This window comes from Variovorax sp. OV700 (assembly GCF_900099805.1).
Lineage (GTDB): Bacteria > Pseudomonadota > Gammaproteobacteria > Burkholderiales > Burkholderiaceae_C > Variovorax.
Window position 1 is genome coordinate 1 of sequence record NZ_FNDR01000013.1, and the last position, 12,503, is coordinate 12,503.

Sequence of the window (12,503 nt, forward strand, 5' to 3'; positions counted from 1 at the left end):
CCAGCGTGTAGTCACGCTGCGTGCGTTTGACGCCTGATTCCATTGACTTGCCTTTTCTTGGGGGAAAAGGTGTCAACCCATTTCAGGACGGGTCAGGTGAAATAAAAAGAGCGCCCGGCATTGCCGGGCGCTCTTTTTTACTTCGTCCGAGCCGTAAGGCGCCGGCAACCTGCCGCTCGCGTTGCCTGGAGGCTGCGGTCCGGGTGCGGTTCGGCGAGCACATGCCAGCCCGCCGGCCGAGAGCCCGCCCCAACTACCTCTCTGTTGGCGATAGGGGCTTTCACCGATGAGCCTTTCGTTGTCAGTTAGAAGTCAGGAATGCCATCCAGCATTGAATTCCAAAGTATTACTTTTGCTCACGGACTCCACCGGACCTCGGTTCAGGGGCAGGAGTCCAAAAGCAATCTGGAGATTGCGATGTGCGTCACCAACATGAAATCTGTCGGGCCTTCGGAAACGTATCGGATGTGGACGGACGATCCTGACGGCTTCTCTACCCAGAGGATCACGCGGATGCACCACAACTTTCACGAGCATCCCCTGTTTCAGGTGCCTGAACTCGTGAAGCTCGGGATGGAACTGTCGAAGCTGGACCAATGCAGGTTCATGAACCCGAACAGGACGGTCGCATCCTCTCTCGCAAACGACAGCCGGCATCCTGATGGACGCAGCATCGAGGAATTCTTCCAGCGCATGGAGGAACCGGGTTCGTCGGTTGCCTTCTATCACATTGAAGCCATCCCCCGTTATCAGGCCCTGCTGACGTCGGCAGTGAACTCGATGCGCTCCTTCGTCGAGCGCGAGCAATCGGCCATCTTCAGGGTGAACGGATTCATCTTCTTCTCTGCTCCGCCTTCCGTCACGCCCTTTCACATCGATCGCGAGAACAATTTCTGGCTGCAGTTGCATGGTCACAAGACCCTCAACGTCTGGGATTACCGCGATCGCACCATCGTGTCGGCCGAAGCCGTGGAGGATTTCATCGTCACGCAGTCGCTCGGGAAAGTGCGCTTCAATGAAGCATTCTTGCCGCGTGGGCTGGAGTTCGATGCGCAGCCGGGGGATGCCATCTACTTTCCGAGCACCGCGCCCCACATGACGCGATCCAAGGCTGACCGGACCGGCCCTGGCGATCGCTTGTCGATCTCGATCGGAGTGACCTTCTACACCGCGGCCACGCGCGAGGTGGCCCGCATTCACCAAGTGAACCGGCTGATGCGCAAGTGCGGCCTGTCACCCTCGTATCCGAGGGAATCGCCCACTGCGGACGCAGTCAAATCGGCCGTCGGCGGCTTCGTCGGTGCGGGGCGCGCCCGGTTGGGTGCCGCGCGCGCCCGGCTCATCAGCATGACCTCGGGGCGACCCTTCACTTACAGCCCGCCGCCAGGCTCCTATTGAAAATTCAGGGTCCGACTTGAAACACTGACCTGGCCGATCGGCCCGAGGTCAGATCGACCGGTGCACGCGAACGCCGTTTCTGCTGCCTTGCAGCATCCGCGCGACGCGCGCCAGCCCGCCGGTTCCGCCGGCCGCGCGGCCGACCAGTGCACCTCCCGCCGCGCCCGCCAGCACGCGGCGCATCAGCGAGCGGCTGCTTCCCGCCTTCAGCAGCAGCAAGAGGCCTGCTCCGAGCACAGCCAGGTGCTCGCCCGGAATGCCTGGACGCCGGGCATCCATTTTCTTGATTGCGTCGATCTTCGATCCGATGGTCATTGAAAGCTCCTTTTCTGTACGAACTTCTTCATAACCAACGAGGCGGTGCACCGCTGTAGGCGCCGGTCACGTGCGGCGCGTCGGATCGGGCGCACACAAAGGGCGTCTCAGGGTTTTCATAGGTAGGACGCTGCAAAGCCGCGCGGATACGCGTCACACAATCGTCACGAGCTATTAAAACAATAGCGTTCAGCGCGTCGCCGAGGATCGTTCCTCGTAAACGCTATATCTAGCCCGACTCTTGCTAAGCAAAATCCTCGACGGATTCACGTCACCCATGATCGAGGACATCGAAGCAATGAACCTTATGCGTCTCCGGCAGCCGATGGCTGCGTTGGTATTGGGCGGCACAGCAGCATTCTTCGGGGCGATGACCACGTCTGCCCACGCGTTCTCGAACCCGCCCATCCAGATGGCGCAGGGCGTCGAATACATGTGCGGCGGCGCGAGCAAGGACGAAGCCGCGTTCATGCAGATGGTCTCGCCGCGCTGGGCGGCCACCCTCGAGTTCGGCGTCAACGACAGCGCGCAAAAGGGCAGTTTCCCGGTGCGGGCGGCCGTCCAGGTGCGCGAAAAGTACACGGGCCGTCCCGTGATGGAAGCCCAGTCGCAAGGGCCGTACATGCTGACGCGGCTCGACCCGGGCGCCTACGACGTGAACGTCACGCTCGGCGGACTCACGATCACGCAGACCCTGACAGTGATCGCGGGCGTGCCGGCACGCGCCGTGTTCATGTGGCCGTCGAATTTCGACATGGCTTCGGTGCTGCCGCCCGCAGCGCAGACCCAGGCGCTCGCACAGACCTCCGCCGCCCGCTGAGCGTCCTCCGCCCTTCGGCTTGCGCCGGAGGCTCGGATCCTTGTTAAGCCTTGTCTAAGCCGTGCGCCGCACAGTGGCGCCGTGGTGTTTCGCCACGCAGGTACGCAAGAAAGGAAAGGATCCAGACCATGACCACTCTTCGGATTTCATCGCGCAGCAGGCCCGCCGCAGCGGCCGCCACCATGCTGTGCGGCGCCGCTCTTCTTTTTTTGGCGGCGCTGACTTCGGCGCACGCCACAGACAACCCGCCGATCCGCATGACGCATGGCATCGAATACATGAGCGGCGGCATCGGCAGCGACGAGGCCCAGCTGATGGAAACGGTGGCGCCACGCTGGCCGGCCACGTTCGAGTTTGCGATCAAGGACCACAAGGGCGCCGATTTCGCATCCGACGTCCGCGTGACCGTGCGCGACACCCGAGGCAGGGTGCTGCTCGACAACGTGGCGTCGGAGGGCCCGTTCATGGTAGCCCGTCTCGACCCCGGCACTTACGAAGTGGAGGCTCGCTTGCGCGGAAACACGCTCAAGCAAACGCTGCAGGTGGCACCAGGAACGCCCGCCCGGATGGCATTTCTGTGGCCAGCGGGCACCGACATGGCTTCCGCCGGCACGCGCACGGTGCAGTAGCGAGCGAGGCCGGGTTCGGACGCCGGGGACCGGACTTCCGCTTTTTCAGTTCGCTTGATCCGCAATGCCTGCTATCCGGGCTCTCTGCGCTATAGAAAAAATAGCTACCCGCGCGCCGCAAGGCGCCTTGAATGCACGGCATGCGCCTTGCAGATGCCCTATCCCGGGCAATGCCCGTTCCTATTGCCCCAATGCCGATACGTTTCCTGAGCGTTCTCACCGCGCTCCTGCATGCCTACATGGCGCTGCGCCTCCTGCCCGCGTTGGCCACGCTCACGCCGGCCTGGCCGCTGGCGCTGGCCGCGCTCGCCATCTCGGCCGTGACGATCCCGCTGCCCTTTGTCTCGCGCCGCATTGCGCCCAACGCTTCGCTGGGCGAAATGCTCAAGTGGGTCGGCCTGATCAGCATGGGCTGGTTCTCGTCGATGTTCGTCCTGACGCTGGCACACGATGCCGGCCTGGTGCTCATCTGGCTGGCGAGCACGCTGGGCGGCCTTCAGGCGCCCTGGGACGCGTTGCTGCCATGGAGCGCGCTGGCGGTGATGGCAATGGCCACGGGTACTTCGCTGATCGGCTTCATCAACGCCCGCCGCACCGCCAGCGTCAAGCGCGTCGACATTCCGATTCGCGGCCTGCCGACGGCGCTCGACGGCTTCACGATTGCACAGCTCAGCGACATCCACGTCGGCCCGACGATCAGGAGCGCCTACATCCAGCGCATCGTCGATGCGGTGAACCGGCTCGGCGCCGACGCCATTGCGATCACGGGCGACCTGGTGGATGGCACGGTGGCCGAACTGCGCGAGCACATCGCTCCCCTGGCGGGACTGAGTGCGCGGCACGGTACTTTCGTTGTCACGGGCAATCATGAGTATTACGCCGGCGCACATGCATGGATCGACGAACTGCGCCGGCTCGGCCTGAAGGTGCTGCTCAACGAGCACGTGGTGCTGCAGACGCGCAACGTGCGCGGCGCGCAGAACGACGAAGAGCTGTTCGAAAGCCAGCTGGTGCTGGCCGGCGTGACCGACTACACCGCGGGGCATTTCGATGCCGCGCACGAAAGCGACCCGCACCTGGCGCTGTTCGATGCGCCGCCGCTGGTGCACACGCGCGTGCTGCTCGCGCACCAGCCGCGCAGTGCGCCTCTGGCTGCCAAGGCCGGCTACCAGCTGCAGCTGTCGGGCCACACGCACGGCGGCCAGTTCTTTCCGTGGAACCTTTTCGTGCCGATGCAGCAGCCCTTCACCGCGGGCCTGCACCGGCTGCACGACATGTGGATCTACGTGAGCCGCGGCACCGGCTATTGGGGGCCGCCCAAGCGCTTTGGCGCGCCCTCCGAGATCACGCTGCTGACGCTGGTGCCGGCGCGCAGCTGACAACGCGCCTCTTCAGGTGCGCAGCTCGGCCAGGCGCCGGGCGTTCGAGGTGGCTGCGGCATGGATCGGCTTCAGCCCCTGGCGCGCGATGCGGGCCGCCGCACCCGACAGCTGGCCGGCCGTGCCCGCGGCGCGCGCGGCAGCCCTGACGAAAGCGTCGCCGCGTACGGCCGCCTGCGCCGGCGTGATGCTGCCCGTCATCGAGAGGAAGGCGCCGGCGCTCTGAAACCATTGCTGCAGCGCGCGGTTCGCCAGGGCGACATGGCTGCTGTGCCACTGCTTGGCCATGGCCGCACCCGATTCGCCCGCCGCCGCAAGCTTTTCATTGCCCATGAGCTGGAACTCGGCGATATCGGCCGCGCTGGGCGTGAGCCCCGCCTTGGCAATACGCTCGGTGCGCATCTGGATCACGGAGCCTGAAGACAACAGCATCTCTTGGGTCTTGAGGGCCAGATCGACCCACAGCATCAGGGGGCTGGCCAGACGAACGACGGAAGTGAGGGACGACATGAGTGCGGTCTATGGAATGGACGAACACCACTATAGGCGCCAGCCGGGGGCTTTGCTGCACTGCAGCAAAGTTGCGTGGCAAATTGTTGAACAAGTCCTACTTTTGACACGGAAATAACCTCACCTGCACGCAACGAATGAGGCGGAAATTTGATTATTCCGTCTGTCCCGCAGCCTCAAACCGCATCATGAAAAAACAAGGCTTGGTTTCCCTTGAGTTTGCGGTGCTCGCAGGTTTCTTGTGCTTGCTGGGCACCGAAGCCCACGCGTTCGAGGACAGCGCACGCGGCCTCTACTTCGAGGGCGGGCGCGCACCGCATGGTGACCAGGGCGCCACCAATTCAGCCACCGCAGGCGTCACGCTGCCTTGGTCGCTGCGCCAGCCTGTTCACGAAGGCGCACTGACCTCCTACTGGGACCTGTTCATCAGCCAATGGAGCGGGCCTGCTCTCGATGACGGCGCGCGCAGCTTCACGCAGATCGGTGCGATCTACACCTGGCGCTACCGCTTCGATGGCGGCGGTTCGCCTTGGTTTGCCGAAGGAGGCGTGGGCGGCACGTTGATGGACCACCTCTACAAGACCCCCGACCGCACCTTCACCACCGCATTCCAGTTCACCGAAGTGCTCGGCGTGGGACGCAGCTTCGGCGAGAACGGCAAGCACGAGTTGACACTGCGTCTGCAGCATTTTTCGAATGGGGGCATCAAGAAGCCCAACCCGGGGGAAAACTTTGTCCGGGTGCGCTATACCTACCATTTCTAGTGGTCGACGGCCCGTGCGCGCCAGCGCTTGGCGCGCAGTTCCGCAACAAAGTAAGCCAGCGTGGCCACGCCCAGCGGCAAGAGGTAATAAAGGCCTCGGTAGACCAACAGCACGCCCAGCAGCCTGCCTTGGGGCACCTGGTCCGAAAGGAGCGCAATGAACACCGCTTCCAGCACGCCAAGCCCCGCCGGCACGTGAGTGATGACGCCCGCCACCGCAGCCACGAGCAGCACCGCAAGCACCGAGTGGTAAGGCAGCTGGCCCTGCAGCAGCACCCAGATCACGCCGCCAATCAGCGACCAATTCAGGCAGGAGATGGCCAGCTGGAGCAGTGCCATCCGAAGCGACGGCACCTTGAACGAATGGCGGTGAATGCGAAAGACGTGGCCGCTGGCGAAGGCGCACAGCACCAGGTACGCCGCGGCCACCAGCAGCAGCACGGCGCCGAGGATGCGCAGGCCTGCGTTGTCGATCTTCCAGTCGGCCGGCAATACCAGCGGCCAGAAGCAGAAGACCGCGCCAGCCACCACCAGGTAACCGAGCCAGTTGGTCAGCATGCTGAAGCCCAGCACACGGGTGATGGTGCCGTTGGAGAGTTCCAGCCGCGAATAGAGCCGGTAGCGAAACGCCACGCCGCCGACCAGCGACCCCAGGTTGAGGTTGAAGGCATAGCTGATGAAGGTCACCCCCATCACGGTGCCGGCGCCCAGCGGGTGGCGCGTGAGATGCCGGCCCAAGAGGTCATAGGTGCTGTAGATCGCAAAGCTGCTCGCGGCCAGCGCGCCCGCCAGCAGCAGCGTGGCCGCGGGTAGCGCGCGCATGGCCGCGAACACCTCTTGCCAGTCGATGGCACGCGCCTGGTTGACGAGCAGCCAGGCGATCAGGCCAAAAAAGGCCCAGGCCGCGAGACGGCGCACCCAGGGCCACCAGGACCGGTGTGCAAGCCGTGCGGTGTGGGTGTTCATGCCACTTCCGTCGGCGTCACGGCGTTGTCGCCGCTTTTCTTGTCGTTCTCGCGTTGTTCGCGCTTTTCGACCAGGGCAATGGCCTCGGCGGGTGTCAGGCGCGGCACATGGCGCGGCAGCCAGCCGAGCCACGAGGGATACCAGCGCAAGAAGTGAAAGATGAAGAAGCTGCGCACCAGCCGCCAGCCGCTCCATTCGTTCTCGAGGTCTGCGGGCCCGATCTCCTTGCAGCTCTCGCGCATGAGCCTGTCCATGCGCTCCCAGAGCAGCTGGTTGAAAGCCTTGTCGCGTGCGATCACGTTGGCTTCGAGGTTGAGCGACAGGCTCAGCGGATCGAGATTGCTCGAGCCGACCGTGGTCCAACGATCGTCCATCAGCGCGATCTTCGCGTGCAGCGGGCGTTCGCAGTATTCATAGATGTGCACGCCCGAGTGCATCAGGTGGTGGTAGAGCATGCTCGCGGCGGTCTTGACGATCGGCATGTCGGGTTCGCCCTGCAGAATGAGCCGCACGTCCACGCCACGCCGCGCCGCGCGACGCAGTTCCTTGATGAGCCGGTAGCCCGGAAAGAAGTACGCATTGGCAATCACGATGCGCTGGCGCGCGGCGCGGATCGCGATCAGGTACTGGCGCTCGATGTCGCCGGTGTGGCGCCGGTTGTCGCGCGTGACGAACATTGCGTCCACCTGGCCAACCGCTTCCCGGTCGGCCGGCGGGGCTTGCTTGAGGCGGCGCCGGAACCAGCGCGGCCCCTTGTCGCCGAGCGCAATGGCACGCAGCACGAACTGATGGATCTGCGCCACGATCGGCCCTCGGAGCTCTACCGCGTAGTCCTGCTTGGCCTTGGGGCCGAAGTCGAGCAGATGGTCGGCCGAATAGTTGATGCCCCCGACGAACGCAAGCTCGCCGTCCACCACCACGATCTTGCGGTGCATGCGACGGAACACGTTGAGCCGCTGGCCGAGGATGCGCTTGCCGTGATCGAACACCCGTGTCCTCACGCCCACCGAACTCAGCCCTTCGATGAATTCGCGCGAAAGATCCGGCGAGCCGAAGCCGTCGACCAGCATGTCGATCTTGACGCCACGCTGGGCCGCGGCGCGCATGGCGGCGTGCAGCGCCAGGCCCACCTTGTCCTCGAAAAGGATGAAGGTTTCGATGATGACTTCGCGCTTTGCCTGGCGGATGGCGTCGAACACGCGCGCAAAGAACTCCTCGCCGTTTTCGAGCAGCGCAATGCAATTGCCGCCGATCCAGCGGTCGCCGTTATCCATGGCGGCCACCTTCAGTGCCCGCCGAGGCAGGCGATGGGCGTCGCGGCGCGAAAAAATGAACTGCGCGGAGCATGGGCGTAGTCCATCTTCAAAGGTCGATGTTCGCCACCAGCGGCGCGTGGTCCGACAGGTGCGACCAGGGCTTGCGCGGCAGCACCACGGGCTCGTGCACGCCCGCATTCCGAACGTAGATGCGGTCGAGCGACAGCAGTGGAAAGCGCGACGGAAAGGTCTTGGCGGCCGAGCCGTTCGCATGCAGGAACACCTCGCGCAGCGCGGCACCTTCTTCGAGCACCCGGTGCGCGCGGCCGCGCCAGTCGTTGAAGTCGCCCGCCACGATCAGCGGCGCATCGGCCGGCACCTCGTCGCGCACGATGTGGCAAAGCAGCTCCAGCTGCTGCTGCCTGTGCGTCTCGGCCAGGCCCAGGTGAGCACAGATTGCATGCACGTCGATCGTGCGGCCCGGCAGACGCAGCACGCAGTGAAGCAAGCCGCGCTTTTCGGGGCCGGCCACCGACACGTCGTGGTTGCGGTAATGCACGATCGGAAACTTCGACAACACCGCGTTGCCGTGGTGCCCTCTCGGATACACCGCGTTGCGCCCGTAGGCGAACTGCGGCCACATGGTGTCGGCCAGGAATTCATAGTGCGGCGCCTCGGGCCAGTTGTTGACCTTGCGCGAGTGGCGCGAATGGGTGCCGAGCACCTCCTGCAGAAAGACCACGTCGGCCCCGACGGTACGCACTGCGTCCCGAAGCTCCGGAAGAATGAACTTGCGGTTGAGCGCGGTGAACCCCTTGTGGGTATTCACCGTCATGACCTTGAGCGAGGTCGGCGCCGTTGCGGGGAGGGGAATCGGGGAAGAAGACATCGGTCCTGTGGTTGTACGTTGCCGCGCCCCCGCCGCCTGTAGGAACGCGCCACCTTCTAAGGTGCCTTTCGCGAGCGGGCGGCCGGCTCCTACAGGCAGGCCTGCCGCACCCCGACACGACCGGCATTGGCGGCCTCCTACGGTGGTTTCAGGCCGAAGGAACGGCCCGTCCGTCATTCGTTCATCGATCTCTCGAGACAAGCAAAGGAAACCCGCCATGAAGCAACGAATCTTTCACGCCACGCTGCTGGCCGGCCTGATGGCCACCGCCGGCGCCGCCATGGCACAAGCCACGTCGATCCCCGCCCAGCCCGACCCGGCCGTGGGGGGACAGGCCAGCACGCAGACACCCTCCGGCGTGCCCAATCCGCCGCAGCGCCCCGACAACAGCATGCCGGTCTCACGCGAGGCCGTGAAGGCCGAGGCGCGCGCCCACAACCGCAACAACGCCAACAACCCCGTACCAAAGGGCGAGGCGAGCACCACCGTGAACGCCCAGCCCAACGCCATGCCGCAACCCACGGGCGAGATGTCGCGCGCCGAAGTGAGCCAGCAGGCCCGCAAGACCAAGCCCCGGTTCGGCCACCCGGGTGAACGGCCGGACGTGCCGACGAACCCGACGGAGAGGACCGGCACGCCTCAATAAATAACCCGCGTACGCAAAAAAGCCCGCGATGCACCAAGCATCGCGGGCTTTTTATCGTTTGCGCCGTTCAGCGCGCCAATCGCTCAGCTCTTGGAGGGCGCTGCTGAATGGTGGCCGTCCGGACCACCGTGGCCATGGTGGCCCCGATGCCCGTGCATGCCGGCATGCACCGTTTCCGCGTCGAAGGTCTTCTTCTGCTCGGGCGTGAGCGCCGCATAGAAGGTCTTGGTGGCTTCGGCGCGCTTGGCGAACCTCTCGCTGCGTTCAGCCTGGCGGGCCTGCATGCGCTCCAGGCGCTCGGGCGTGGTCAGCTTGGCAAATTCCGCGCGATCCATGCGCGGGGGGCGGGCGCCGGCCGGCGGCTTGCTGGCCGATGCGAAAGTGCTCCACGCGCTTTCCTGCGCGGCGGTCAGCTTGAGCTTTTCCTTCAGTGCGGCAAGGCGCTTGGCGCGGTGTTCCTGCATGCGCTGCATGCGCTCGGCCGGGTCCATCCGCTTGTGCTGCGCCTTGTTTCCGGCGGCCCCATCGGCCTGGGCGACGGCCGCGGGCGGGGTCGAAGAGGTGCTGGGTGCGGCCGGTGCCTGGGCGAAAGCGCCCGAAGAGGCGAGGGCGGCCGACCCGAGAAGGCTGGCCCAGACGATGCGCTGGCGAAGAGAGATCATGAAAAGTGCTTCCTTTCGAAGAAGCCCGCCGCCAAGGGGCAGCAGGTGAAGCGAAGTGTGGAAGACCTCTGTATCGCTCAGGTGAGCCGACAGTGAGCGTGCGTAAAGAATCATGAACGGCAAGGGCTTCGCGCGCCCGCGGCGTGGCTTATTTCGGCCTTGGAAGCTTCAGCCCGCGATCGGGCGCCTGCAGCTTGCCCGCGCGCAGCTCACCGACTGCCAGTGCCACCGCCCGGGCCGCGTTGCGCACCTCTTCCTGCACGTCTTCGTCGGCGTCTAGGCTGTCGTGGCTGGTCGCATAGGGCTCGTAGTAGCCGATGTAGCGGTCGAGCCGGGCTTGCGCGCCCGCATCGATCAGGCCCATCCAGTCGAGCCAGTCCGACAAATTGCGGCGCAAGCTCTCGACGCCGGCCACGTCGCCGTGCACCACCACGCCGTAGACCCGGCCGCTCAGGTGCTTGGGATAGCCCCAGCCCTCGAGTTCGAGCGCCTTGGCTTCGTCGGGCTTCTTGCCGTGGGTGCTGGTGGGGTCGGGGTTGCCGCCATCGGCGCACACCAACCGGTCGGCCATGAGCTTGAGCGGGCTCGCGGACTGATACCAGTGGGTGGGCGTGAACAGCATCACGCCATGCGCGGCAACCCAGCGCTCGTAGATCTCGTTCATCCAGTCGCCAGTCTGGCGCAACGCATGATTCGGATAGCAGCTGCAGGGCCAGTGGCACAGCGGCATGGCAGTGGAGACGCAGCCCTTGCAGGGATGGATATGCCGGCCGTATTCGGACGTGAGCAGGCTCAGGTCGAGCACATCGACGTCGATGCCGCGGCCGTCGAGCACCTCGCGCGCAAGCTGCACCAGTCGCCAGGTCTTGGAGATTTCGCCGGGACAGGTGCCATCGTTGCGCGGCGAACCGTTGACCAGCAGCACGCGCGACCGCGTCTGCGGGTTGCCCCAGGCGACCTCTGCCGCGTCGATGCGGGCCTTGGCTTCGAGCCAATCAACCGAAAGTTCGTACTCGGGATCGGCATAGCCAGGGCCGGCCTTGCGCGTGACCGGCGCCTTGCGTCCCTCTTGGTAAGCCTCCCAGGCAATGAGCTCGATGCGCTGCAACGACTTTTTCTCGGCCTCGAAGGCCGGGTCCTGGAACGATTGCATGAAGCGCTCGTGGAACCGGTCGCGCTGCAACGTGTCGGGCGCCTGTCCTTTGCGGACCCGGGGCGCTTTGGAGGTGCTGGACATGCGAGAGGGCATGGCGCCAATCTATGCGCCGCACTGCCGCCCGTGACCTGCGCGCGGCGCCGATTTTCGGTAGGCCTGCGACTACATGCCGAGCTTGCCGTTCTGGAAATCGTGCACGGCCTGCTTCACTTCTTCCTGGGTGTTCATCACGAAGGGGCCGTATTGCGCAATCGGTTCGCGCAGCGGCCTGCCGGCAATCAGCAGCGCCCGTGCCGGGCTGTGGTTGGTGGCACCCGCGCGCAGCACCGCGCCGTCGCTGCCGGGCTCGTTCGCAAGAATGGCCATGCGGCGCGTCGGCACCTCGCTGCCCGAGATCCACACCGATTCGCGGAACACGTACACCAGCGCGTTGTGATCGTCCGGCAGGGGCTGCGCAAACTCGGCGCCAGGCGGCAGGGTGATGTCGAGATACAGCGGCTCCGTGTCCTCGCGCCGCACCGCGCCCTCGACGCCGTGGCTGGCGCCTGCGATCACGCGCACCTGCGCGCCCGCGGTGGTGGTGTACTCCGGAATTTCCTCGCTCTGGATGTCGCGATACCAGGGCTCGCGCATCTTGTCCTTGGCGGGCAGGTTGAGCCAGAGCTGAAAGCCTTCCATGACGCCGTCTTCCTGTTCCGGCAGTTCGCTGTGGATGAGCCCGCGGCCGGCCGTCATCCACTGCACGCCGCCGTTTTGCAAGAGGCCCTCGTGGCCCGCGCTGTCGCGGTGGCGCATGCGGCCCGCAATCATGTAGGTCACGGTTTCGAAGCCGCGGTGCGGATGATTGGGAAAGCCACCGATGTAGTCGCCCGGGTTGTCGCTGCCGAAGGAATCGAGCATCAGGTAGGGGTCGAGCCTTTTTTGCAGCGGCTGCTGCAGCACGCGGGTGAGTTTGACGCCGTCGCCATCGCTGGTGGATACACCGGCCACGATGTGGTCGATGCCGCGCGGCGTGGCGACGGGATCGGTGGGGTGGTTGGCATGATGATTTGCGTTCGTCATGCAGCCATGGTGGCACTAACGCCCCGACCGCGCCACCGGTGGGGATGTGGCT

At 65.1% G+C, this 12,503-nt stretch carries 14 protein-coding genes; 6 read left to right on the forward strand and 8 right to left on the reverse strand.

The features are described from left to right. The first annotated feature begins 318 nt into the window (after window positions 1-318). Entirely contained in the window at window positions 319-1,398 is a 1,080-nt protein-coding gene (locus BLR24_RS24470; RefSeq protein WP_254787554.1) for a cupin domain-containing protein, read from the forward strand. A 48-nt stretch (window positions 1,399-1,446) separates the two neighbouring features. Here BLR24_RS24470 and BLR24_RS24475 read toward each other — a convergent pair whose 3' ends face one another. Further along, window positions 1,447-1,713, reverse strand: a complete 267-nt coding sequence (locus BLR24_RS24475) for a hypothetical protein (protein WP_093022040.1) — start codon at window positions 1,711-1,713, stop codon at window positions 1,447-1,449. Between the two features lie 298 nt (window positions 1,714-2,011). Between BLR24_RS24475 and BLR24_RS24480 the strand changes: the two genes are divergently transcribed. The 3 genes from BLR24_RS24480 to BLR24_RS24490 all read left to right on the forward strand — a co-directional run bounded on the left by BLR24_RS24480 (window position 2,012) and on the right by BLR24_RS24490 (window position 4,541). Beyond that, window positions 2,012-2,533, forward strand: a complete 522-nt coding sequence (locus tag BLR24_RS24480; protein WP_093022468.1) for a hypothetical protein — start codon at window positions 2,012-2,014, stop codon at window positions 2,531-2,533. Between the two features lie 128 nt (window positions 2,534-2,661). Next, on the forward strand, window positions 2,662-3,162 hold the full coding sequence (locus BLR24_RS24485) for a hypothetical protein (protein WP_093022043.1): 501 nt from the start codon (window positions 2,662-2,664) through the stop codon (window positions 3,160-3,162). 131 nt (window positions 3,163-3,293) lie between these two features. Then, on the forward strand, window positions 3,294-4,541 hold the full coding sequence (locus BLR24_RS24490; RefSeq protein ID WP_093022046.1) for a metallophosphoesterase: 1,248 nt from the start codon (window positions 3,294-3,296) through the stop codon (window positions 4,539-4,541). Between the two features lie 12 nt (window positions 4,542-4,553). Here BLR24_RS24490 and BLR24_RS24495 read toward each other — a convergent pair whose 3' ends face one another. Beyond that, the gene (locus BLR24_RS24495) at window positions 4,554-5,051 is read right to left on the reverse strand and encodes a polyhydroxyalkanoate granule-associated phasin (RefSeq protein ID WP_093022049.1); all 498 of its coding nucleotides are present in this window, start codon (window positions 5,049-5,051) and stop codon (window positions 4,554-4,556) included. Between the two features lie 188 nt (window positions 5,052-5,239). Here BLR24_RS24495 and BLR24_RS24500 point away from each other — a divergent pair, with 188 nt between their 5' ends. Then, window positions 5,240-5,815: an acyloxyacyl hydrolase gene (locus BLR24_RS24500; RefSeq protein WP_093022052.1), complete on the forward strand. Its 576-nt coding sequence runs from the start codon at window positions 5,240-5,242 to the stop codon at window positions 5,813-5,815. Here the strand turns inward: BLR24_RS24500 and BLR24_RS24505 are convergent. The 3 genes from BLR24_RS24505 to BLR24_RS24515 form a co-directional block, all read right to left on the reverse strand. Next, window positions 5,812-6,780, reverse strand: a complete 969-nt coding sequence (locus BLR24_RS24505) for a lysylphosphatidylglycerol synthase domain-containing protein (protein WP_093022055.1) — start codon at window positions 6,778-6,780, stop codon at window positions 5,812-5,814. The two genes, BLR24_RS24500 and BLR24_RS24505, sit on opposite strands and share 4 nt — an antisense overlap. Next, window positions 6,777-8,054 carry a cardiolipin synthase ClsB gene (gene clsB, locus BLR24_RS24510; protein ID WP_093022058.1) on the reverse strand — a complete coding sequence of 426 codons (1,278 nt, stop codon included), beginning with the start codon at window positions 8,052-8,054 and terminating at the stop codon, window positions 6,777-6,779. The genes BLR24_RS24505 and clsB overlap by 4 nt, the downstream gene beginning before the upstream one ends. 88 nt (window positions 8,055-8,142) lie before the next feature. After that, window positions 8,143-8,925, reverse strand: coding sequence for an endonuclease/exonuclease/phosphatase family protein (locus BLR24_RS24515; RefSeq protein ID WP_093022061.1), 783 nt, complete (start codon window positions 8,923-8,925; stop codon window positions 8,143-8,145). 217 nt (window positions 8,926-9,142) lie between these two features. Between BLR24_RS24515 and BLR24_RS24520 the strand changes: the two genes are divergently transcribed. Next, the gene (locus BLR24_RS24520) at window positions 9,143-9,571 is read left to right on the forward strand and encodes a serine/threonine protein kinase (RefSeq protein WP_093022064.1); all 429 of its coding nucleotides are present in this window, start codon (window positions 9,143-9,145) and stop codon (window positions 9,569-9,571) included. Between the two features lie 83 nt (window positions 9,572-9,654). Here the strand turns inward: BLR24_RS24520 and BLR24_RS24525 are convergent, their stop codons facing one another. The 3 genes from BLR24_RS24525 to BLR24_RS24535 form a co-directional block, all read right to left on the reverse strand. After that, the gene (locus BLR24_RS24525; RefSeq protein ID WP_093022066.1) at window positions 9,655-10,233 is read right to left on the reverse strand and encodes a Spy/CpxP family protein refolding chaperone; all 579 of its coding nucleotides are present in this window, start codon (window positions 10,231-10,233) and stop codon (window positions 9,655-9,657) included. A gap of 148 nt (window positions 10,234-10,381) precedes the next feature. Continuing rightward, a complete protein-coding gene (locus BLR24_RS24530) occupies window positions 10,382-11,482 on the reverse strand; it encodes a flavodoxin family protein (RefSeq protein WP_093022068.1) in 1,101 nt (366 codons plus the stop codon). Between the two features lie 69 nt (window positions 11,483-11,551). Then, window positions 11,552-12,451 carry a pirin family protein gene (locus tag BLR24_RS24535; protein WP_093022071.1) on the reverse strand — a complete coding sequence of 300 codons (900 nt, stop codon included), beginning with the start codon at window positions 12,449-12,451 and terminating at the stop codon, window positions 11,552-11,554. Window positions 12,452-12,503: the final 52 nt, after the last annotated feature.

What these genes read in the sequence shown, in the direction of transcription:
- BLR24_RS24470 (WP_254787554.1), top strand. Translation starts at nt 319, where the DNA reads ATGCCATCCAGCATTGAATTCCAAAGTATTACTTTTGCTCACGGACTC.
- BLR24_RS24475 (WP_093022040.1), bottom strand. Translation starts at nt 1,713, where the DNA reads ATGACCATCGGATCGAAGATCGACGCAATCAAGAAAATGGATGCCCGG.
- BLR24_RS24480 (WP_093022468.1), top strand. Translation starts at nt 2,012, where the DNA reads ATGAACCTTATGCGTCTCCGGCAGCCGATGGCTGCGTTGGTATTGGGC.
- BLR24_RS24485 (WP_093022043.1), top strand. Translation starts at nt 2,662, where the DNA reads ATGACCACTCTTCGGATTTCATCGCGCAGCAGGCCCGCCGCAGCGGCC.
- BLR24_RS24490 (WP_093022046.1), top strand. Translation starts at nt 3,294, where the DNA reads ATGCACGGCATGCGCCTTGCAGATGCCCTATCCCGGGCAATGCCCGTT.
- BLR24_RS24495 (WP_093022049.1), bottom strand. Translation starts at nt 5,051, where the DNA reads ATGTCGTCCCTCACTTCCGTCGTTCGTCTGGCCAGCCCCCTGATGCTG.
- BLR24_RS24500 (WP_093022052.1), top strand. Translation starts at nt 5,240, where the DNA reads ATGAAAAAACAAGGCTTGGTTTCCCTTGAGTTTGCGGTGCTCGCAGGT.
- BLR24_RS24505 (WP_093022055.1), bottom strand. Translation starts at nt 6,780, where the DNA reads ATGAACACCCACACCGCACGGCTTGCACACCGGTCCTGGTGGCCCTGG.
- clsB (WP_093022058.1), bottom strand. Translation starts at nt 8,054, where the DNA reads ATGGATAACGGCGACCGCTGGATCGGCGGCAATTGCATTGCGCTGCTC.
- BLR24_RS24515 (WP_093022061.1), bottom strand. Translation starts at nt 8,925, where the DNA reads ATGTCTTCTTCCCCGATTCCCCTCCCCGCAACGGCGCCGACCTCGCTC.
- BLR24_RS24520 (WP_093022064.1), top strand. Translation starts at nt 9,143, where the DNA reads ATGAAGCAACGAATCTTTCACGCCACGCTGCTGGCCGGCCTGATGGCC.
- BLR24_RS24525 (WP_093022066.1), bottom strand. Translation starts at nt 10,233, where the DNA reads ATGATCTCTCTTCGCCAGCGCATCGTCTGGGCCAGCCTTCTCGGGTCG.
- BLR24_RS24530 (WP_093022068.1), bottom strand. Translation starts at nt 11,482, where the DNA reads ATGCCCTCTCGCATGTCCAGCACCTCCAAAGCGCCCCGGGTCCGCAAA.
- BLR24_RS24535 (WP_093022071.1), bottom strand. Translation starts at nt 12,451, where the DNA reads ATGACGAACGCAAATCATCATGCCAACCACCCCACCGATCCCGTCGCC.